Source organism: Bacillus sp. 17RED48 (genome assembly GCF_019837545.1).
Taxonomy (GTDB): domain Bacteria; phylum Bacillota; class Bacilli; order Bacillales; family Bacillaceae_G; genus Bacillus_A; species Bacillus_A wiedmannii.
In genome coordinates this window covers 103,702-124,930 of the sequence record NZ_JADAXG010000002.1, presented here as the reverse complement: position 1 = coordinate 124,930, position 21,229 = coordinate 103,702, and the positions used below count along the sequence as shown (strand labels likewise).

Annotated in this window: 19 protein-coding genes and 1 pseudogene; 14 read left to right on the top strand and 6 right to left on the bottom strand. The window is 33.5% G+C overall.

Annotated elements, in window-relative coordinates; translation table 11 throughout:
* Window positions 1-124: 124 nt before the first annotated feature.
* The 12 genes from ILT06_RS07280 (at window position 125) to ILT06_RS07225 (ending at window position 13,350) form a co-directional block, all read left to right on the top strand.
* Window positions 125-1,951 (top strand): APC family permease, encoded by a 1,827-nt coding sequence (locus ILT06_RS07280; RefSeq protein WP_000254869.1) that lies wholly within the window; start codon window positions 125-127, stop codon window positions 1,949-1,951.
* Between the two features lie 593 nt (window positions 1,952-2,544).
* Window positions 2,545-3,705: a non-hemolytic enterotoxin NHE subunit A gene (nheA, locus tag ILT06_RS07275; protein ID WP_046959101.1), complete on the top strand. Its 1,161-nt coding sequence runs from the start codon at window positions 2,545-2,547 to the stop codon at window positions 3,703-3,705.
* A gap of 37 nt (window positions 3,706-3,742) precedes the next feature.
* A complete protein-coding gene (gene nheB, locus ILT06_RS07270) occupies window positions 3,743-4,951 on the top strand; it encodes a non-hemolytic enterotoxin NHE subunit B (protein ID WP_064476410.1) in 1,209 nt (402 codons plus the stop codon).
* Between the two features lie 107 nt (window positions 4,952-5,058).
* Window positions 5,059-6,138, top strand: a complete 1,080-nt coding sequence (nheC, locus tag ILT06_RS07265) for a non-hemolytic enterotoxin NHE subunit C (RefSeq protein WP_064476409.1) — start codon at window positions 5,059-5,061, stop codon at window positions 6,136-6,138.
* Between the two features lie 233 nt (window positions 6,139-6,371).
* Window positions 6,372-6,998, top strand: coding sequence for a LysE family translocator (locus ILT06_RS07260; RefSeq protein WP_222654984.1), 627 nt, complete (start codon window positions 6,372-6,374; stop codon window positions 6,996-6,998).
* Between the two features lie 368 nt (window positions 6,999-7,366).
* Window positions 7,367-8,314, top strand: a complete 948-nt coding sequence (locus ILT06_RS07255) for a DNA-binding transcriptional repressor DeoR (RefSeq protein ID WP_064476407.1) — start codon at window positions 7,367-7,369, stop codon at window positions 8,312-8,314.
* 276 nt (window positions 8,315-8,590) lie between these two features.
* A complete protein-coding gene (gene deoC, locus ILT06_RS07250) occupies window positions 8,591-9,262 on the top strand; it encodes a deoxyribose-phosphate aldolase (protein ID WP_088048516.1) in 672 nt (223 codons plus the stop codon).
* 102 nt (window positions 9,263-9,364) lie between these two features.
* On the top strand, window positions 9,365-10,546 hold the full coding sequence (locus ILT06_RS07245; RefSeq protein ID WP_064476405.1) for a NupC/NupG family nucleoside CNT transporter: 1,182 nt from the start codon (window positions 9,365-9,367) through the stop codon (window positions 10,544-10,546).
* 36 nt (window positions 10,547-10,582) lie between these two features.
* A complete protein-coding gene (locus ILT06_RS07240) occupies window positions 10,583-11,884 on the top strand; it encodes a pyrimidine-nucleoside phosphorylase (protein WP_064476404.1) in 1,302 nt (433 codons plus the stop codon).
* A gap of 33 nt (window positions 11,885-11,917) precedes the next feature.
* The gene (locus tag ILT06_RS07235; RefSeq protein ID WP_064476403.1) at window positions 11,918-12,313 is read left to right on the top strand and encodes a cytidine deaminase; all 396 of its coding nucleotides are present in this window, start codon (window positions 11,918-11,920) and stop codon (window positions 12,311-12,313) included.
* Between the two features lie 146 nt (window positions 12,314-12,459).
* Entirely contained in the window at window positions 12,460-12,855 is a 396-nt protein-coding gene (locus ILT06_RS07230; RefSeq protein ID WP_064476402.1) for a DUF2871 domain-containing protein, read from the top strand.
* Between the two features lie 15 nt (window positions 12,856-12,870).
* Window positions 12,871-13,350 carry a CcdC family protein gene (locus ILT06_RS07225; protein ID WP_064476401.1) on the top strand — a complete coding sequence of 160 codons (480 nt, stop codon included), beginning with the start codon at window positions 12,871-12,873 and terminating at the stop codon, window positions 13,348-13,350.
* 50 nt (window positions 13,351-13,400) lie between these two features.
* On the opposite strand, the gene ILT06_RS07220 is transcribed toward ILT06_RS07225, so the two are convergent.
* Both ILT06_RS07220 and ILT06_RS07215 read right to left on the bottom strand, forming a co-directional pair.
* The gene (locus tag ILT06_RS07220; RefSeq protein ID WP_064476400.1) at window positions 13,401-13,631 is read right to left on the bottom strand and encodes a DUF896 domain-containing protein; all 231 of its coding nucleotides are present in this window, start codon (window positions 13,629-13,631) and stop codon (window positions 13,401-13,403) included.
* Between the two features lie 146 nt (window positions 13,632-13,777).
* A complete protein-coding gene (locus ILT06_RS07215; RefSeq protein ID WP_064476399.1) occupies window positions 13,778-14,485 on the bottom strand; it encodes an alpha/beta fold hydrolase in 708 nt (235 codons plus the stop codon).
* A 143-nt stretch (window positions 14,486-14,628) separates the two neighbouring features.
* Here ILT06_RS07215 and ILT06_RS07210 point away from each other — a divergent pair, with 143 nt between their 5' ends.
* Window positions 14,629-15,501: a LysR family transcriptional regulator gene (locus tag ILT06_RS07210; RefSeq protein ID WP_064476398.1), complete on the top strand. Its 873-nt coding sequence runs from the start codon at window positions 14,629-14,631 to the stop codon at window positions 15,499-15,501.
* A 45-nt stretch (window positions 15,502-15,546) separates the two neighbouring features.
* On the opposite strand, the gene ILT06_RS07205 is transcribed toward ILT06_RS07210, so the two are convergent.
* Window positions 15,547-16,263 carry an urease accessory protein UreH domain-containing protein gene (locus tag ILT06_RS07205; RefSeq protein WP_222654983.1) on the bottom strand — a complete coding sequence of 239 codons (717 nt, stop codon included), beginning with the start codon at window positions 16,261-16,263 and terminating at the stop codon, window positions 15,547-15,549.
* A gap of 15 nt (window positions 16,264-16,278) precedes the next feature.
* A complete protein-coding gene (locus ILT06_RS07200) occupies window positions 16,279-17,262 on the bottom strand; it encodes a F510_1955 family glycosylhydrolase (protein WP_064476397.1) in 984 nt (327 codons plus the stop codon).
* A gap of 221 nt (window positions 17,263-17,483) precedes the next feature.
* Between ILT06_RS07200 and ILT06_RS07195 the strand changes: the two genes are divergently transcribed.
* Window positions 17,484-18,767 carry an aminopeptidase P family protein gene (locus tag ILT06_RS07195; protein ID WP_064476396.1) on the top strand — a complete coding sequence of 428 codons (1,284 nt, stop codon included), beginning with the start codon at window positions 17,484-17,486 and terminating at the stop codon, window positions 18,765-18,767.
* 97 nt (window positions 18,768-18,864) lie between these two features.
* Here the strand turns inward: ILT06_RS07195 and ILT06_RS07190 are convergent, their stop codons facing one another.
* Together ILT06_RS07190 and ILT06_RS33260 are read right to left on the bottom strand one after the other, a co-directional pair.
* A complete protein-coding gene (locus tag ILT06_RS07190) occupies window positions 18,865-19,413 on the bottom strand; it encodes a hypothetical protein (RefSeq protein ID WP_088048519.1) in 549 nt (182 codons plus the stop codon).
* 709 nt (window positions 19,414-20,122) lie between these two features.
* Window positions 20,123-20,361, bottom strand: a pseudogene (locus tag ILT06_RS33260) (IS4 family transposase); the annotation flags it as partial.
* Window positions 20,362-21,229 lie beyond the last annotated feature (868 nt).

Sequence of the window (21,229 nt, the reverse complement as noted above, 5' to 3'; positions counted from 1 at the left end):
AAAAATATAATGTCTACAAGTCTATTTCGTTATGGCTTGTAGACATTTTTGTTTTCTGAAGAAATTGTTTATCCGCTGTAACTAGCAGAATCGTTCGTACAAAATTATTGGAGAGTGGACAGCATTGGTTTCATCTATTAAAAGGTTTTTAATTGGAAGACCGTTAAAATCAACTGAGTTAGGAGAGCAAAAGCTTAATAAAACGAAGGCGTTAGCCATTTTATCTTCTGACGCATTGTCATCGGTTGCATACGGACCAGAGCAAATTTTAATTGCTTTAGCAGGTCTTGGAGCGATTGCTTATTGGTATTCAATTCCAATCGCTGTTGGGGTATTAGTGTTATTGACAGCCCTTATTTTATCTTATCGTCAAATTATTTTTGCTTATCCTCATGGCGGAGGCGCGTATGTTGTATCAAAAGAAAATTTAGGGATGAATCCAGGGTTAATAGCTGGAGGATCTTTATTAGTCGATTATATTTTAACTGTTGCAGTAAGTGTGTCCGCAGGTACAGATGCGCTCACATCAGCTTTTCCAAGTTTACATGCACATAATGTAATCATTGCGATTATATTTGTTATATTGATTACTATTTTAAATTTAAGAGGGGTAACGGAATCAGCTTCCGTTTTAGCATATCCGGTTTATTTATTCGTTCTAGCACTATTTATATTAATTGGGGTAGGGATATACAATATTTTAACTGGTCACGTTTCACCGACTTTACACACGCCGATTGGAACGCCGGTTGCGGGAATTAGTTTGTTCTTACTGCTACGAGCATTTGCATCGGGTAGTTCGGCTTTAACAGGTGTTGAGGCAATCTCTAACGCAATTCCAAACTTTAAGGATCCTGCACCTAACAATGCAGCGAAAACATTGCTTGCAATGGGTGCATTACTTGCCGTTTTATTTTCAGGAATTGTCTTTTTAGCTTATTATTACGGAATTAATCCAAGTAAGGAAGTAACAGTTGTTTCACAAATTGCTGAACAAACTTTTGGACGTAATTTCATGTACTATTTCATACAAGGTACAACTGCTTTAATATTAATTCTTGCTGCTAATACAGGTTATTCTGCATTTCCACTATTAGCAGTTAACCTTGCAAAAGACAAATTTATACCGAGAATGTTTACGATTAGAGGAGACCGCCTAGGTTACTCAAACGGTATTATTATACTTGGGATAGCTTCGATTATTTTAATTGTAGCTTTCCAAGGGCAAACAGAACATTTAATCCCGTTATATGCAGTAGGTGTATTTATTCCATTTACACTTTCTCAAACGGGTATGGTATTAAAATGGCTTCGTGAAAAACCTGAAGGATGGGCTTTGAGATTAACGGTTAATTTAATTGGTGCAGTTATTAGTTTTATCGTAATGAGCATGTTCTTTTTAACTAAATTTGCACAAGTTTGGTCAATCCTTATTTTCTTACCTGCCATCATCTTCTTGTTCCATAGAATTAAGAAGCATTACGATGCAGTGGGCGATCAATTGAGTTTAAAAACTTGTGAACCACTTGTTCCAATTGAGGGAAATGTAATTGTCGTTCCTGTAGCGGGCATGACTCATGTGGTGGAAAATTCATTGAACTATGCGAAGGCTCTTTCTGCAGATCAAGTTATCGCTGTATATGTTGCTTTTGACAGAGAAGAGGAAAAGAAATTTGAAGAGAAATGGAAGAAGTGGCAACCTGAAGTAAGACTTGTTACCTTACATTCTCACTATAGAAGTATTATTCAACCGCTAACAAAGTTTATTGATACAGTGCAATATAAAGCGAGTGAATCAAATTACCGAGTTACTGTCGTTATACCACAGTTCATTCCGAAAAAAGGTTGGCATAACATTCTTCATAATCAGTCTAGTTTACTCATTCGTGCGTATTTACTCTATAAAAGAAATGTTGTTATTACAACAGTTCCATATCATTTGAAAAAGTAAGAAGATTTTTTAAGGATAGCTTTACGAAAGTGAAGCTATCCTTTTTGTGTATACGCTATGCATAATTGCATATGAACCTAAAAGATATATTGATATAATTTTTATATCTATAAGTAAGTAGGAGTTTTTGTTGTGATATATGGATATTTCAATTGAAAAAGTGAAGTGGATTATATTTTGAAATAAGGACAGGAAAGCTTGAAAATAAAGGGAATGAAAATACTTCTTTACGATAGATAAATAGCTGTGTTTAAATGACCTTACAGTACAAAACTTACATGAAAACAAAACGAAATTTCATATTTGCGTACGTTATTTAGCTTAAAATGAATAATATTTTTATGTAATATATTCACTGTGTGAATGTGGAAATGGCTATGAAATAGAAATTTTATACAATGTTATTCATACTAATCACATATGAAATGTTTTAGAACGATAAGTGAGTACTGTAGCAATAAAAGTTGGGAGAGATGGTTCGTATATGAATCACGGTAAGAACGTTCTCTATTTTAACCATCTCAAATTACGTGCAAGAAAATAGAATAATAAAATGCGATAGTAATAGTTGCTAATACATAGGAGGAGTTAAAGTGAAAAAGACTTTAATTACAGGGTTATTGGTTACAGCAGTATCTACGAGTTGTTTTATTCCTGTAAGCGCTTACGCTAAGGAGGGGCAAACAGAAGTGAAAACAGTATATGCACAAAATGTAATTGCTCCAAATACATTATCCAATTCAATTAGGATGTTAGGATCACAGTCACCACTTATACAAGCATACGGATTAGTTATTTTACAACAGCCAGACATTAAGGTAAATGCTATGAGTAGCTTAACAAATCATCAAAAGTTTGCAAAGGCAAATGTACGAGAGTGGATTGATGAATATAATCCGAAGCTAATCGACTTAAATCAAGAGATGATGAGATATAGTACTAGATTTAATAGTTATTATAGTAAGCTCTATGAACTAGCAGGAAACGTAAATGAAGATGAACAAGCAAAAGCAGATTTTACAAATGCATATGGAAAATTACAATTGCAAGTACAAAGCATCCAAGAGAGTATGGAGCAAGACTTATTAGAATTAAATCGATTTAAAACGGTATTAGACAAAGATAGTAGCAACTTATCACTTAAAGCTGATGAAGCAATAAAAACACTACAAGGATCAAGTGGAGATATTGTGAAGTTAAGAGAAGATATTAAAAGAATTCAAGGGGAAATTCAAGCGGAATTAACGACTATTTTGAATAGACCTCAAGAAATTATTAAAGGTTCTATTAATATCGGTAAACAAGTATTTACAATTACAAATCAAACTGCGCAAACGAAAACAATTGATTTCGTTTCTATCGGTACTTTAAGTAATGAAATTGTAAATGCTGCAGATAGCCAAACGAGAGAAGCGGCTCTTCGCATTCAGCAAAAGCAAAAAGAGCTATTACCACTTATTCAAAAGTTATCACAAACTGAAGCAGAGGCAACACAAATTACATTCGTTGAAGATCAAGTAAGTAGCTTTACAGAACTAATCGATCGTCAAATTACAACTCTAGAAACGTTATTAACGGATTGGAAAGTTTTAAACAATAATATGATCCAAATTCAAAAGAATGTTGAAGAAGGCACATATACAGACAGTAGTTTACTTCAAAAACATTTCAACCAAATTAAAAAAGTAAGTGATGAAATGAATAAACAAACGAATCAATTTGAAGATTACGTTACAAACGTTGAAGTACATTAAGCAGAAAAATAATTAGCGATATAGGGAGAGAAGAAAAATGACAAAAAAACCTTATAAAGTAATGGCTCTATCAGCACTTATGGCAGTATTTGCAGCAGGGAACATTATGCCGGCGCATACGTATGCAGCTGAAAGTACAGTGAAACAAGCTCCAATTCATGCGGTAGCAAAAGCTTATAATGACTATGAAGAATATTCATTAGGACCAGAAGGCTTAAAAGATGCAATGGAAAGAACGGGTTCAAACGCTTTAGTAATGGATCTGTACGCTTTAACAATTATTAAACAAGGGAATGTTAACTTTGGTAATGTATCGTCTGTTGATGCGGCTTTAAAAGGGAAAGTAATTCAGCACCAAGATACAGCTAGAGGAAATGCGAAGCAATGGTTAGATGTATTAAAGCCACAGCTTATTTCAACGAATCAAAATATCATTAACTACAATACGAAATTCCAAAACTATTATGATACTTTAGTCGCTGCGGTAGATGCGAAGGATAAAGCGACTCTTACGAAAGGGTTAACTAGATTATCAAGTAGTATTAATGAAAATAAAGCGCAAGTAGATCAGTTAGTAGAAGACTTAAAAAAATTCCGAAACAAAATGACGTCCGATACGCAAAACTTCAAAGGTGATGCAAATCAAATTACATCTATTTTAGCTAGTCAAGATGCTGGAATTCCGCTTCTGCAAAATCAAATTACAACGTACAATGAAGCAATTAGTAAATATAATGCAATTATTATCGGTTCATCTGTTGCAACAGCACTAGGCCCAATTGCAATTATCGGTGGTGCAGTAGTTATTGCTACAGGTGCAGGAACGCCGCTAGGAGTCGCATTAATTGCAGGTGGTGCAGCAGCTGTAGGTGGTGGTACAGCTGGAATCGTATTAGCGAAGAAAGAGCTTGATAATGCACAAGCTGAAATTCAAAAAATAACAGGACAAGTTACAACTGCTCAATTAGAAGTAGCTGGGTTAACGAACATTAAAACACAAACGGAGTATTTAACAAATACAATTGATACTGCAATTACAGCGTTGCAAAACATTTCAAACCAATGGTACACAATGGGATCAAAATACAATTCTTTACTTCAAAATGTAGATTCAATTAGTCCGAATGACCTTGTTTTCATTAAAGAAGATTTAAACATTGCGAAAGATAGCTGGAAAAACATTAAAGACTATGCAGAAAAGATTTATGCTGAAGATATTAAAGTAGTAGATACGAAAAAATCTTAATCAAATACGAAGCGTTAGAGCGTTACGTATTGATGAAGGGTTTGAAGCTCCTGTTCAGTTGTGAGCAGGAGCTTTTTATCCCCTTATAAAGAAAATAGGTGAAAAAAATGCAGAAAAGATTTTATAAAAAATGTCTTTTAACGTTAATGATTGCTGGGGTGGCAACGAGTAACGCATTCCCTTTACATCCTTTTGCAGCAGAACCAAATGCAAAGGTGCTACAAGAAAATGCGAAAAACTATTCTCTCGGACCAGCTGGATTCCAAGATGTTATGGCGCAAACGACATCGAGCATATTTGCAATGGATTCATATGCAAAATTAATTCAAAATCAGCAAGAGACTGATTTGAGTAAAATAAGTTCCATTAATAGTGAGTTTAAAGGAAATATGATTCAGCACCAAAGAGATGCAAAAATTAACGCGGCGTATTGGTTAAATTATATGAAGCCTCAAATTATGAAAACAGATCAAAATGTTATTAATTACAATAATACTTTTCAAGCGTATTATAATAGCATGCTAATAGCGATTGATCAAAAGGATAGCGTAAAGTTAAAAGCGGATTTAGAAAAGTTGTATGCGGATATTGTAAAGAATCAAAATGAGGTAGATGTATTATTAAGGGATTTGAAAGCTTTTCGCGATAGAATGGCGAAAGACACAAATAGTTTTAAAGAGGATACAAATCAATTAACAGCGATATTAGCAAGTACGAATGCTGGTATCCCAGCTCTAGAGCAACAAATCAATACATATAACGATTCAATCAAAAAGAGTAATGATATGGTCATTGCTGGTGGCGTACTTTGCGTAGCACTAATTACATGTCTTGCAGGTGGACCGATGATTGCGATTGCGAAAAAAGATATCGCAAATGCAGAAAGAGAAATAGCCAATTTAAAGGATAGAATTTCTGGCGCACAAGCAGAAGTCGCAATTTTGACAGATGTAAAAAATAAAACAACAAACATGACTGAAACAATTGATGCAGCAATTACAGCACTGCAAAATATATCAAATCAATGGTATACAGTAGGGGCAAAATATAATAATTTACTGCAAAATGTTAAAGAAATCAGCCCTGAAGAATTTACCTTCATAAAAGAAGACTTATATACAGCAAAAGATAGCTGGAAAGACGTAAAAGATTATACAGAAAAATTACATGAAGGTGTGGCGAAGTAAACAGTGGACTAGTTCCGCTGTTTATTTTTTATCCTGTTTTTTGTGAGAGTTGGACTTGTAATTTGATATTTAAATTTGTCATGTTTTTTATTCATATAGTTTTAGGGTAATGTTTAATCAAATCGATACTAATACCCTAGATAAACTTCTGATCAAGCTTTTTATATGTAATGTTTTAATGAAAAAAGTTATACTGTAAGCAAAACTAAAAATTGGAAAGGAAATACTAGAACATGGAAAATTATTTGTTATTCATCCTTACAGCACTGTTAATCATAATAATGCCTGGTCCTGGTTTTGCACTAGTTACAAAAAACACTATCTCGCATGGTAAAAATGGTGGGATAAAGACTGTTTTAGGAACGATATCTGGAATGATGATTCATACAATAATGGCCACGCTAGGACTCTCTGCCATCCTAATGAAATTTGCTATGTTATTTACATTTATAAAATATGCTGGGGCTTTTTATTTAATTTACTTAGCTGTAAAGTCAATTAAAAGTGCCTTATATAAAAAAGAAGCTATGTCAGGTTCAGTAGAAATGGACTCTAAGGATATTGGAGCAATTAAAAGCTTTAGACAAGGATTTACTACGGCAATTTTAAACCCAAAAACTGCTGTGTTTTTCCTTAGTTTTTTACCCCAATTTATTGTGAGTAATCAAAATCATTTCCTTCAATTTCTTTTATTAGGAGTCACATTTACGACTTTGACAGCAATATGGTATTTACTTTATATCTCACTCATACGTCAATTAAGAACTTTTCTAAGAAAAGAAAGAGTGAACCGTACAATAGAGGGTATTACGGGCGCAGTATTATTAGTATTTGGAGTGAGGTTGTTTTTCAAAAAATAAATATGTATATGAAAAGAGAAATAATCAATAGTGGTTATTTCTCTTATTTACTTATTCTAAAACTACCATTTTACAATTGATTTCATACCTTCATACAAATTTTACACACGTATCTAATTTGAACTTAAAAAATAAGTTCCTCAATAACCTGACCGGTTTGCTTTATAAGAAAAAATCTTACATTATGAGGGTCGGGCTGATAATCGGTAGGGGGATGGACAAAAAACCATTGATTAAAGTGTCATTGCATACATTAAGTGAAGTAGCAGTATAGGCGGATAAAATTCGGTAGTCGAAATTTCTTGCATAAAGCTGTATAATGCTTGTAACGAAAAGGAAATACAGGAAAGGATATGTAACGAGTTGCTATGGATAAAGATAAACAACAATTAAGCGTTGAAGTTGCAAGGTTATATTATCAGTCAGATTATAGTCAGCAAGAAATTGCTAACAAATTAAATATTTCAAGGCCGACTATCTCTAGACTATTAAAGTACGCGAAAGAAAAAGGATTTGTTCAAATTAGTATAGCCGATCCATTTGCTGATTTAGATAACGTTGGGAATTTACTAAAAGAAAAGTACAACTTGTTAGAGGCACATGTCGTATTTTCTCCAGTGCCAGAATATGCAACGATTACAGAGTATATTAGTAAATATGCAGCTGAGTATATGGGAAAGACGGTTAAAAATGGTGATATCGTTGGTGTAAGCTGGGGAATGACGATGTATGAAATCGCTAGAAAAATTGTACCACAACATGTAAAAGGTGTAGAAGTTGTTCAGTTAAAAGGTGGTATTAGTCATTCAAGTGTAAATACATATGCGAATGAGACTATTGCTTTATTTGCAGATGCTTTTCAAACGACGCCAAGAAATCTACCCCTTCCAGTTATATTTGATAATGCAGTGACAAAAGAATTAGTAGAGCAGGATCGACATATTCATCACATTATCGAAATGGGAAAACAAGCGAATATTGCTATTTTCACTGTAGGAACAGTGAGAGACGAAGCACTATTATTCCGATTAGGTTATTTCGATAAGGATGAAACGAGTTTACTCAAAAAACAATCGGTCGGTGACATTTGTTCACGATTCTTTGATGGGGACGGAAATATTAGTAGTGAAGAAATTAATCAGCGGACCATTGGAATTGAGCTAGAAGAACTGAAATTAAAGAAACGCTCTATTTTAGTTGCTGGTGGTAATAGAAAAATAAAAGCAATTGATGGTGCGTTACGTGGCGGGTATGCAAATGTATTAATTATAGATCAGCATACAGCGAAGGAATTGTTACATTATCAAAAAGATTAGAAATAAAAGGCTTTTATTTTACTATGTATGAATTATGGGAGTGTTTTTGAATACAAATTGCCTTTTTAAAAATAATTATGGATATTGAGATACATACTACCATTGTTAATATAAAAGTTTTCATTTTATATATGAAGTGTTTCTTAGTTAGAATGCGCTTTATTTACTACAAGAGATTCCTTCTAAAAAAGAATGAACAAAATTTCAAAAGTATATTTACATTTGTTCAACTAAGAGTTAGAATGAAGTTGTTAAAAGATATGAGGAGTGAAGATAATGAATATTGCAAAGTTAATTGACCATACAATTTTAAAAGCTAATACTACAAAAGAAGATGTTATGAAAGTAATCGAAGAAGCAAAGGAATATAAATTCGCTTCTGTTTGTATTAATCCTACATGGGTAAAGCTAGCTGCTGAAGAATTAGCTGGACATGGTGTAGATGTTTGTACTGTAATCGGTTTCCCATTAGGAGCAAGCACGACTGAAACAAAAGCTTTCGAAACAAAAGATGCTATCGCAAAAGGTGCAACTGAAGTTGACATGGTAATCAACGTAGGCGCTTTAAAAGACGGTGACAATGAGTTCGTTGAAAAAGATATTTATGAAGTAGTACAAGCAGCAAAAGGAAAAGCTCTTGTAAAAGTAATCATTGAAACTTGCCTATTAACAGATGAAGAGAAAGTACGCGCTTGTGAATTATCAGTAAAAGCTGGTGCTGACTTCGTAAAAACTTCAACTGGATTCTCAACTGGCGGAGCAACTGCTGAAGATATCGCATTAATGCGTAAAACAGTAGGACCAAACGTTGGTGTAAAAGCATCTGGTGGCGTTCGTACACGTGAAGATGCAGACAACATGGTAGCTGCTGGAGCTTCTCGCGTTGGAGCAAGTGCTAGTGTTGCAATCGTATTAAATGATGCAAAAGGTGCTACAGATAACTACTAATCATTAATGAAGTCAAAAGCAATAGATACACAAAATAAAGTGTATCTATTGCTCTAACAATTGAAAAGAATGTAAGCGGATACGAATGGGAGGAGACGGCTTATGAAATACTTAATTGGTATTTTTGGCCTCGTATTGATTTTAGGTATCGCTTGGCTTGCTAGTAATAATAGAAAGAAAGTCAAATATCGCCCAATCATAACGATGGTTATATTACAATTCATTTTGGGGTTTTTATTATTAAATACAAGTGTAGGGAATGTATTAATTAGCGGAATAGCAGATGGTTTTGGAGAGCTATTAAAATATGCCGCTGACGGTGTGAATTTTGTATTTGGTGGATTAGTAAATCAAAAAGAGTTTTCGTTCTTTTTAAGTGTATTAATGCCGATCGTATTTATATCAGCTTTAATAGGTATTTTGCAACATATTAAAGTATTACCTATTATTGTGAAATCTATCGGTCTAGCATTAAGTAAAGTAAATGGAATGGGGAAATTAGAATCATATAACGCTGTTGCTTCTGCAATTTTAGGACAATCTGAAGTGTTTATTTCAGTTAAGAAACAATTAGGCTTATTGCCAGAGAAAAGAATGTATACATTATGTGCATCTGCAATGTCTACCGTTTCAATGTCTATCGTTGGATCGTATATGGTGTTATTAAAACCACAATATGTTGTAACCGCTTTAGTGCTTAACTTATTCGGTGGTTTTATTATCGCTTCTATCATTAATCCGTATGAAGTTACTGAAGAAGAAGATATGTTAGAAGTACAAGAAGAAGAGAAAAAGACTTTCTTTGAAGTATTAGGAGAATATATTATAGACGGATTTAAAGTTGCGATTACAGTAGCAGCTATGTTAGTCGGTTTCGTTGCACTTATCGCATTCATTAATGCAGTATTTAAAGGTGTAATCGGTATTTCATTCCAAGAAATTCTTGGTTATGTATTTGCACCATTTGCATTTATTATGGGTGTACCTTGGCATGAAGCAGTTAATGCCGGAAATATTATGGCAACAAAATTAGTATCAAATGAATTTGTCGCTATGACAGATTTAGCACAAGGCAACTTTAATTTCTCAGATAGAACGACAGCGATTATATCTGTATTCTTAGTTTCATTTGCAAACTTCTCTTCAATTGGAATTATTGCAGGGGCAGTTAAGAGCTTAAATGAAAAGCAAGGGAATGTAGTCGCAAGATTTGGTTTGAAATTACTTTTCGGTGCAACATTAGTAAGTTTCTTATCAGCAACAATCGTTGGCTTATTATTTTAATAGATTCATATCATATAAAAAGGAATGGTGATTGTAATGAGAATGGTAGATATTATTGCAAAAAAACGTGATGGCAAAGAATTAACGACTGAAGAAATCAAATTCTTTATTAATGGATATACAGACGGAAGTATTCCTGATTATCAAGTGAGTGCACTTGCAATGGCAATCTTCTTTAAAGATATGACAGATCGTGAACGTGCAGATTTAACGATGGCAATGGTGGAGTCTGGAGAAACAATCGACTTATCAGCAATTGAAGGAATTAAAGTAGACAAACATTCAACTGGCGGTGTTGGTGATACAACAACATTAGTATTAGGACCATTAGTAGCTGCTTTAGATGTACCAGTAGCAAAAATGTCTGGTCGTGGTTTAGGACATACAGGCGGAACAATTGATAAATTAGAAGCGGTAGAAGGATTCCACGTTGAAATTACGAAAGAGCAGTTCATTGATATTGTAAACCGTGACAAAGTTGCTGTTATTGGACAAACAGGAAACTTAACACCTGCAGATAAAAAAATCTATGCACTTCGTGATGTAACAGGAACAGTAAACTCGATTCCTTTAATCGCAAGTTCAATTATGAGTAAAAAAATAGCAGCTGGTGCTGATGCGATCGTACTTGATGTAAAAACAGGTGCTGGCGCATTTATGAAAACAGAAGAAGATGCAAAAGAATTAGCACATGCAATGGTACGTATCGGAAATAACGTAGGACGTCAAACGATGGCTGTTATTTCAGATATGTCACAACCTCTTGGCTTTGCGATTGGTAACGCTCTAGAAGTGAAAGAAGCGATTGATACTTTAAAAGGTGAAGGTCCAGAAGATTTAACAGAATTAGTACTCGTATTAGGTAGCCAAATGGTTGTACTTGCGAAAAAAGCAAGTACATTAGAAGAAGCTCGTGAAATGTTAATTGAAGTTATGAAAAATGGAAAAGCAACTGAGAAATTTAAAGAGTTCTTAAGCAACCAAGGCGGAGACAGCTCGATTGTAGACAATCCAGAAAAAATGCCACAAGCTAAGTATGTAATTGATGTACCTGCAAAAACTTCAGGTGTTATTTCTAACATTGTTGCAGATGAAATCGGTATCGCTGCTATGTTACTTGGTGCTGGTCGTGCAACAAAAGAAGATGAAATCGATTTAGCGGTAGGATTAATGTTACGTAAAAAAGTGGGCGATGCAGTAAAAGAAGGCGAGCCGTTCGTAACGATTTATGCAAATCGCGAAAATGTAGAAGATGTAAAAGCTAAAATTTATGAAAACATTTCTATCGCTGAAACAGCAGTGGCTCCTAAATTAGTTCATACAGTTATTACTGATTAATCATCATTACATTTACTTTGAGGAGGAAATAATATGGATAAGAAAAAATATATCGAAGAAGCAAATAAGATGTTAGCAAAAGCATATATTCCGTATTCGAAATTTCCTGTTGGTGCAGCATTAGTTACGAAAGAAGGTAAAATCTATACTGGTTGTAATATAGAAAATGCTTCTTACGGTTTATGTAACTGTGCAGAAAGAACAGCGATCTTTAAAGCAGTATCAGAAGGGGAGCGCGATTTTAGTTACTTAGTTATTACAGGCGAAACGGACGGACCAATTTCACCATGTGGTGCTTGTAGACAAGTAATTGCTGAGTTCTGTGAACCGACAATGCCTGTATTACTAACGAATGTAAAAGGTGATGAAAAAGAAGTAACTGTTGAGCAATTACTTCCAGGTGCTTTCTCAATAGAAGATTTAAAATAAGTTGAAAAGCCATTCCGCAATTATTAATTGTGGAATGGCTTTTTTATTTTCAAAAATTGAATGTAATATTTTGTTCATATTCCATTCATAAACTTTGCGTAAAATGATTGCAGTGAATATAGAAAGTTTACAGCAGGAGGAATAAAATGAAGAGATTATATAATGCAGCATTCATTTACTTAATTATCGGTTTATTATCAGGAGTATTTGCAAGAGAGTATACGAAAGCACAAGGAATTAAAGGATCCACAATGTTGCAATTGGTGCATACACATGTATTAGTGCTCGGTTTCGTATTCTTTTTAATTGCTTTAGCTTTATGTAAAGTGTTTCATGTACAAGAAACAAAGAGCTTTCGTGCATGGTTTGTTGTTTATAATGTAGGATTAATTTTTACTATTGCTACAATGCTATGGAGAGGTCTACTACAAGTAAATGGAACTGACTTTAACGGTTTAAGCCATATGGCTGGATTAGGTCATGTTATTATAAGTATCGGGTTCGTTTGGTTTATGATTTTGCTCAAAAAGTCATTTAAATAGATAGGAGTGGAGAATATGATAGCACTTTTATCAAGTATTATAGCGGTTTGTATGGCTGTTGGAGTAATGTTTCTTCGCTTTAAAGCAGCGAAAAAACCGGTAACGAAAAAGAAAATTATATTACCGCCAATTTTTATGAGTACCGGCGCAATGATGTACTTCTTGCCGGAGTTTCGATTAACATCGTTAGAAATAGTAGAGGCGATTAGTATAGGACTTATTTTCTCTATATTTCTTATTAAAACAACTAAGTTTGAAATAAGAAGCGAACATATATATATGAAACCGTCAAAAGCATTCATATTTATTTTAGTCGGGTTATTGGCTGTACGAGTAGCGTTAAAATCATATTTAAGTCAATCAATTGATTTAGCAGAGTTAAGCGGAATGTTTTTCTTGCTCGCATTTGCGATGATTGTATCGTGGAGAATTGCGATGTATCGTTTATATGTTAAATTAGAAAAAACAATAAAAAGAGCTGGAATTTCTAAATAGGAATTCCGGCTCTTTTTATGTTTTATACGATTGTTTGTTTAGCTTTGATTTCATTTGCTTAATTTTAAACGTATTTGAGCATCTTGTAATGCGGCTGGTGTAACGTTAAGACCATGTTGATCAACAATTTTTGTGTTTAATAAAATGGAATCTAAGCTTCCACGAAATGTTTTTGTATAGTTTTGACGCAATATTTGTTGTTCTTGTTTTTCATCAACTGTTAATCCAGATGCTTTTTCTTTTTTTGATAATTCGTTAATACGGAATAAAATGTTTTTCATTTCTTTCACCTCTAATTTTAAATTAAATTAGTTACTTACTAATTTATAGTTATTTTAACTTTTTTATATGAATATGTCAAGAAGGGTAAAAGAAAAGTAGACACCCGTATTACAGTAAGTGGGTGTCTACAAGGAAAATATAAAGCTTAGCTTAATTCATGTAAGTGACTAACAAGTTCTGATGTTTTAGAGAAGAACGGTGAATGATCAGCTTCTAAAGTAATAACCTTCGCGCAAGGAGTTTCTGTATTCATTCGGCGCTGAAAATCAATTGGAATCGCTCTATCTAGAGTTGTTTCAATATAAATGCGATCTATAGTTCCGAAGTTTTCTTCAGAAATTTTTAGCTCTTGTTGAAACGGTCCTAGTGGCTGAGGACGCATTTGTTTGAAAGAAGATTCTTTAATAGCTGCATTTTTTGTAGCATTTAAAAATGTTTGTTCAGTCAACTCTGGTATAAGTTCTGCAGTCATGTCATTCTCATTAATTGAGAATTGTGGACCAGCTTCACCATCTAATTTACTACCAAGACTTTCTCCGTTTTGTGGTAAGAATGCGCAAAGATATACTAATTTATCGATTTTATTTGGTATAAGTTCAGCTGTTTGCGTAATTACAATTCCACCCATACTATGTCCAACAAGAATAACTTTTTCATTTTGTTGATTTATAGTAGCTGTTACTGCATTAACATAAGAATCTAGCGTTATATTTTGTGATGGAGTCATATCTTTTCCACTTCCAGGTAAGTCTAGTGTAACAACTGTATGTCCGAAAGCCTTTAGTTGAGGTTTTACTAATTCCCATGCCCATTCACCTTGCCATGCTCCATGTATTAAAATGTAAGTACTCATTTAATCAACACTCCTCTAATGTTTATATGCTTTATTTTTTCGTAATATTGATGGTGTATAATTAGTGTATCTGAAGTGGTTTGATAAATATAATGAAGGATATTTATAGATGATATAAATATCTTTTATATAAGGAGAACAGAATGAACGTTTTTGATTTTAAAGTTTTTAAAAATGTGGCTCGGTTGAACAGCATTAGTTTAGCAGCGAAAGAATTACATATGACACAGCCCGCTATAACTCATATCATAAACAAATTAGAGAAACGATATGCTTTAACTTTATTTGATCGCTCTAGACAAGGAACGATGTTAACTGAAAATGGAAAGGAATTTTTAGTTTGTGTAGATCGACTTCTAATGGAGTATGAAAACCTTGAAGAAACAGTTTTACAATTAAAAAATAGAAGCTTGTATAAGATTGTACTAGCTACGTATCCTTCCGTTACTGTATATTGTTTGGCGGAGTGTATCCAACTAGGTAATATTGATCAAAGTCAGTACGTGCTTGCAGTTCGAGAAGGAAGCTATCAAGAAGTATTAGATTGGCTGTCTTCTGGAAGTGCTGATTTTTCTATTTCTATAAAAGAAAATTTAATACCAGGATTTCATTATGAAGTTATTGGTGAAGATCCTTATGTTATGGTTTCTTCAAAGACTATTCCACCTAACCTTACTATTAAAGAGTTGAAAAATTATCCTTTTATTATGCCGCTTTCTGGTTGTAAAGAAGTACTTGAACCATATTTGATGAAAAATGAAATAACAGTTAATAAAGTGATGGAGTCAGAGTCAATTAGCTCGGCATTAGCACTTACTTTACAAGTTAACGGTATAACAATCGTTCCGTTATCAGGACTGCATAAACAAATCATTCATGACTTTATCGTGCAACCGATAGAAATTAAAATTCCACGACAACTTATTATGCAATGGTCACCTAAAAAAGAGAATGATCCGCTGTTCTTAGAATTTGTTAAGAATTTACTAAATCAACTACAACAAAAGAAAAAATGATACAAAAGGTAAGCTCATTTCACTGAAGCTTACCTTTTGTATATATTACCAATAAAGAGTAGTATCATAAAGTCCGATGAATATCAGAAGAACACCGGTTATAAGCTGAATAATTTTCCCTATTTTTCGGCTCTTTTTCAATAATGCTCCGTTTAATCCGAGGTAGAAGATGATGAACATAAGGACAACGATTGGTAGAGCAGTTCCTATTGAAAAGAATGTCGGAAACAAGTACCCATAATTAGATGATAAAGATAAAGGGATTAACGTTCCGAAAAATAGAACGAACATAGTTGGACAGAAAGCTAACGAAAAGAAAAATCCAAGTAAAAATGAGCTGACTTCACTTTGTTTTCGTATAAATTTGATCGAGAAGAAATTTCTGCTCTTTATAATACCTGCCAACATTAACCCCATTAAAATTAATAAAGGTCCAATTATTTTTCGTAACCACGGGAAGTACAAAGTTAATATTTGCTGAAACTCTTTTCCTAAGAACCATACGAATAGTCCAAGCGTTGTAAAAGCTATTATTTTTCCTGAAATGAATAACAATATATGTTTCCATGCATGTCCCTTTTGTAAAGATTGATTGCCATAAAGTGTAATAGCGCTTATGTTTCCTGTTAATTGGCAAGGAGCAAGGGTACCTACTACGCCAAATAAAAATGCAAATAAAAGAGGTACTGATTTCGTAGCATTCGCGACATCCATTAAAGGAGACATGAGTTGGTAGCTCCATTCACTAATTGTTGAAAACACGTTATATTCACCTTTCTAATTAAATTGGAATGCTCCCTCTTTCGTAATCTGCTTCCACGTTTTACCCTCATCTGTAGAAATGAACACATTTGCTTTCATTGTAGCAAATACTATTTCAGCTGAATTTTGAGGGTTTTGTGATATGTACATAATTGTATCTTTAGAATCTAAAGATGGAGTTTGTATGTTTGTTTCTTCATTTGTAGCAATTGATTTCTTCGTTATCATTTGCTTATTGATAGGGGCGTAAAAAACATCTTCATTACTTAATGTAACTGCTGTCGATTCAAGTGATGTAGACAATAGTTCAAATGTATTTCCGTAATCTGTAGATAAGTAAACACCATCTTTAGCACTTACCGCGACTACACTAGATTGATCAGGGTGTACGGAAAAGGAATGAATTGTACTTGAAAGACCTTTTAACTTACTATTTTTCCAATCTTGTCCGTTGTTCGTACTGAAATAAAAACCTTGTTGTAATTTAGAATTTGGACGCTCATTGTATAAATAAATTGCTTCCGTATTATATCCAACAGCAAGGTTGTGAAAATCAGATTCTCCATAAAACGCTAGCTTCTCGAGGGTATTACCGCCATCAGAACTTTTCATTAATCCTAAAGGATTTTTTAAATTTGCACCTGGTTCAGGATGGCCGCTGGCAAAGAATCCGTTCTTCGTTGCCTGAAACCCCATATAATCATGTAGCTCAGTCTTAGTTTCAAGCCATTTTCCATTTTGATAAACTTTTATCCCGCTATGAGTGGCGATAGAAACCCCAGGCATATTTCCTGCATAGCCAATTCCGTGAATGTGCTCGATTTTTCCAAATGTAGTTTCCTTATAGAAGTTTTGCGGAATTGTATTTGCTGTTTCTGTATGTTTTGGCTGAGATTGCACCGTGTCTTTCTTCACTGGTGCTGTTTCGGCGTTGCTAGAACATCCTGTAATGAACAATAAAGAAGTAATTGCTAATCTTGTTGCTACATAATGTTTCAAAGTAGTAGCTCCTTTCCTATATATGAGATTTTAAGTATATGGAATAAATGTCAAGAAATTGTGGAGTGGTATGCATAATTTCGATTGTAAGTGGCCCTAGTAATGAAAAATTTCCTTTCACTATGAGTACTATTAATTGACGAAAAATTATAACAATAATAGAATGAATTGTATTGGGTAATTAGATTTACCAGTATACATAGAACGCTAGGGGGAATATTATGAAATCAACATTTTTTGCTCAAAATAGAGAACGATTAGTAAACACATTACCAGATGAATCTATTACTATTTTATTTGCTGGACAAGCACCTCATATGTCAGCGGATGCACATTATAAATTTGTGCCGAATCGAAATTTTTACTATGTAACAGGAATCGAGGAACCAAATGTTATTTTCATGTTGAAGAAGTTTGGAAATAGTGTTGAAGAAACACTGTTCATTGAAAAATCGGATCCAGTCATGGAAAAATGGGTCGGTAAAACAGTTTCTAACAAAGAAGCAGAGAAAATTTCAGGTATAAAGAAAGTTGTATATTTAGATAGCTTTGAAAAGACAATTTCAAATATACTTTTTACAGAAAATGTGAAGCATCTATATTTAGATTTAGAGCGTCGTGAGTGGAATGGTACGGAGACCAAAACGCATGCTTTTGCTAAACATGTAAGAGAACAGTATCCACACGTTTTAATTGGTAATGTATATCCGAATATTTGTGAATTACGAGTGTTTAAAACAGAAGAAGAAGTTGAAATTATTAAAGAAGCAATTTCTGTAACGAAAGAGGGCATTTACAACGTACTTAAGCATGCAATAGCTGACATGATGGAGTATGAATTAGAAGCTCAGTTTGATTTCACACTGAAATCATCTGGCATTAAGCATCATGCATTCAATACAATTTTGGCAAGTGGAAAAAATGCTACAGTTCTTCATTATGAAGACAATGATGCACAAATTCAAAATGGTGATTTAGTACTGCTAGATTTAGGCGCTCAAAAAGACTACTATAACGCTGATATTAGTTATACATTCCCGGCAAATGGAACATTCTCTAGTCGCCAAAAACAAATGTATAATATTGTATTAAAAGCATTGAAAGAAACAACGGAACTCATTAAGCCAGGAGTAAAGTTTGCTGCATTAAATGAGCATACAAAAAAGGTACTAGCAGAAGAGTGTAAAGAAATTGGCTTAATTCAAGAAGACGAAGAGTTATCAAAATACTATTATCATGGTGTTAGCCATTTCCTTGGTTTAGATACGCATGATGTAGGAACATATAAAGATAGAGTGTTAGAAGAAGGTATGGTAATAACAATTGAACCTGGTCTTTATATTGAAGAAGAATCAATTGGAATTCGTATTGAAGATGATATTCTTGTAACGAAAGACGGACATGAAAACTTGTCAAAAGATATTATTAGAGAAGTGGAAGAGATTGAAGCGTTTATGAGAGAAAATAATGTGAATGTAAAAGAAGATGAAGTTGTTACGAAATAATGATCGGGAAAGACGCTCAAGTTTGAGCGTCTTTTTATTTTGTTCATTTTAAACCGCGATATTTCCTCGAAAAGCATCTTCAATTATATTCCAAATGTCAATGTATTATATGTTGATCATGCCCGGACGAAGGTGGGGGAGTATGATCTGGGAATGTCACGAATACGGCAACGATAATTACCACACTAATTGATAGTAATAACAAAAAACGCCGTTGAATAAAAGTAGAAAAAGTTTCTGATAAAAGTTGAATCATACATGACATAGTTATTGTTATCGTAAGTAAAAGACTAATAAACAGTATACTATGAGCTTGTTGAGCGTTTAACATTTCTGTAATCATTGCTCCCATCATACTTGCCATTAATCCAGAGAACATTCCTTCTAAAGCAGTAAATAGGTGAAACCGTAGACCGACTAAAAAACCGATACAACTACTAATCAAAATCGCAAGCAAAGTAGAATATAGTAATTCACCTTTAAAAAGAATACCTAAATAAAAACCGATACTTAAACCCGTACTCATACTAAAAGACATAATAAATACCATATACTCCATTAGGGTACCCTTGAGTTTAGATATATATGATGTAATAAGAATCGAGATACAACAAAGTGTTAAGGCGGTTAATGTGTAAGCGAACATTATGATACCTCCCTGTCCTATCATTCATTTCATCATATGTTCATATGGAGAGTACTTATGCTTATTTATATCTGCATATTATCTGCACAATTTCATAAATGTAAGCAAGAAGGCTTCTGATTTTTTGGGACGTCTTTTTAATTATGAGCATGTGAATGTAAGAGTTAAATGAAGAGTTTCTATTGTGAAGCCATAAAGAATAAGCGTATAATATTATAGGTCTCCCATTTGCGAGACAAACCGCGAATGATAAATAAGATTGTTGTTTTATCATCGCCTCTAAACAGATAGACAATGAAAGTAACACTGGAATACAGATAGGGAGTTATAAAATGAAATTAATTATTTTATATGGATGAGAATGGACAAACAATAATAAATACACTTCCTATAACCCTCTTAACCCATGATATATAAAGGATTAAATGGATTGTATTTGTTTGACTATTATTATAAATCAGTTCAAACAAAAGTGTTGTGTATAGGTGGAACATATGTATAAAAAGGAGGGGGTATGTAACTATTTTATCTAATAGGTTCAGATTATAAAAGGTATGTGATTAATGAAAAGAATAAGTTGTAAATATGAGGTTACAATGAATTTTTTAGTTAGTAATACCTTTAGAAAGGTTATTAAAAAACTTTGAGACATATACAAATTTTATATATAATGATGTTGAAGAAATTTTACAGCTCGCGTATTGTATTATTTATTAAGTCCTTCTGGACTCATGGGCACTCTCGTATAAGCTTCTAAGCGACTACATAACTGTGTTAAAGATGTACTAGCGACTTTTGACTCAGCCATACACAAAGTGCTACTAATTTCTGAGATTGATACCTATTCTTAAGTTTTGTAAACACGGCTTCTCTTGCAAGCTTTTGAAGAGCTTGGAGTAATAGGTGCCGCTTGAGTTGTTAAGAAAAAAGCTGTAATTCATCTGAAATATCTACCCAAAAACGCTATTTTTTTCTAAGATTCTACATAAAGAATAGCGCATTTTTTTGTTTTAAGAGTATTTAATTTCGTTAAGTTGATGGCGATGTTAAGGTACTCCAGATAGAAGCCTAAATTAAATGTTTTTGTAAAGCGAGTGATTGTTTGAAAGAGGTACATAATGTAACTCTTTTTTAGTTCTATGAATAATTGTTTTTTTACGAAGGGGGTGAAGAATGAAAGTAGTCAATTAAAGTTTCTAAAAGTAACAAGAGCGGGATATATGACTCCCACTCTTGTTACTGTTTAAATCATAATTCTTTTGATTTTCGTATGGGGGTATTACCTAACATCTTTTTTGTTCAAATTCGAAACTTTTTTATGAATTTTAATAGATTAGTATTAGTTAATCACCCATATTTTACAGCCTTTGGGATAAGTGTTACTAAAAGAACCAAGATATAAGAAGGTTATATGAAACTATGAGAGTTTTAATTGCAGACATTGATGGTTATCTTGGGTGGCCCTTGGCTCAATATTTAGCAGTTCACGGATTTGATGTGGGAGGTACGGAAAATTTTATTCGCAGGAAGTGGATGGTCGAAATGGTCTCATGGTGTGCGATCCCAATCCCGATTTTTCCAATGAAAGAGCGACTTTTAGCATTCAAGGAGTGTTTCAACAGACCTGTACAATTCTGGGTGGGCGCGATTTACGAGACTATCCATTTTTGGGGGAATAAATAAATGGTGTAATAATGAGCAAAAAGCCTTTTCAAATTTTGAAAAGGCTTTTTAATTTTTAAGTGAATAGAAGTATTCGGTTTGTTTGTTCAGTCCCATTAGTACTGAAAAGTTTGGAGTCTAAGAAGCAAGTTCG

Excerpts from the sequence above, each read along its gene's own strand:
- nheB (WP_064476410.1), top strand. The coding sequence starts at position 3,743 with ATGACAAAAAAACCTTATAAAGTAATGGCTCTATCAGCACTTATGGCA.
- nheC (WP_064476409.1), top strand. The coding sequence starts at position 5,059 with ATGCAGAAAAGATTTTATAAAAAATGTCTTTTAACGTTAATGATTGCT.
- ILT06_RS07260 (WP_222654984.1), top strand. The coding sequence starts at position 6,372 with ATGGAAAATTATTTGTTATTCATCCTTACAGCACTGTTAATCATAATA.
- ILT06_RS07255 (WP_064476407.1), top strand. The coding sequence starts at position 7,367 with ATGGATAAAGATAAACAACAATTAAGCGTTGAAGTTGCAAGGTTATAT.
- deoC (WP_088048516.1), top strand. The coding sequence starts at position 8,591 with ATGAATATTGCAAAGTTAATTGACCATACAATTTTAAAAGCTAATACT.
- ILT06_RS07245 (WP_064476405.1), top strand. The coding sequence starts at position 9,365 with ATGAAATACTTAATTGGTATTTTTGGCCTCGTATTGATTTTAGGTATC.
- ILT06_RS07240 (WP_064476404.1), top strand. The coding sequence starts at position 10,583 with ATGAGAATGGTAGATATTATTGCAAAAAAACGTGATGGCAAAGAATTA.
- ILT06_RS07235 (WP_064476403.1), top strand. The coding sequence starts at position 11,918 with ATGGATAAGAAAAAATATATCGAAGAAGCAAATAAGATGTTAGCAAAA.
- ILT06_RS07230 (WP_064476402.1), top strand. The coding sequence starts at position 12,460 with ATGAAGAGATTATATAATGCAGCATTCATTTACTTAATTATCGGTTTA.
- ILT06_RS07225 (WP_064476401.1), top strand. The coding sequence starts at position 12,871 with ATGATAGCACTTTTATCAAGTATTATAGCGGTTTGTATGGCTGTTGGA.
- ILT06_RS07220 (WP_064476400.1), bottom strand. The coding sequence starts at position 13,631 with ATGAAAAACATTTTATTCCGTATTAACGAATTATCAAAAAAAGAAAAA.
- ILT06_RS07215 (WP_064476399.1), bottom strand. The coding sequence starts at position 14,485 with ATGAGTACTTACATTTTAATACATGGAGCATGGCAAGGTGAATGGGCA.
- ILT06_RS07210 (WP_064476398.1), top strand. The coding sequence starts at position 14,629 with ATGAACGTTTTTGATTTTAAAGTTTTTAAAAATGTGGCTCGGTTGAAC.
- ILT06_RS07195 (WP_064476396.1), top strand. The coding sequence starts at position 17,484 with ATGAAATCAACATTTTTTGCTCAAAATAGAGAACGATTAGTAAACACA.
- ILT06_RS07190 (WP_088048519.1), bottom strand. The coding sequence starts at position 19,413 with ATGTTCGCTTACACATTAACCGCCTTAACACTTTGTTGTATCTCGATT.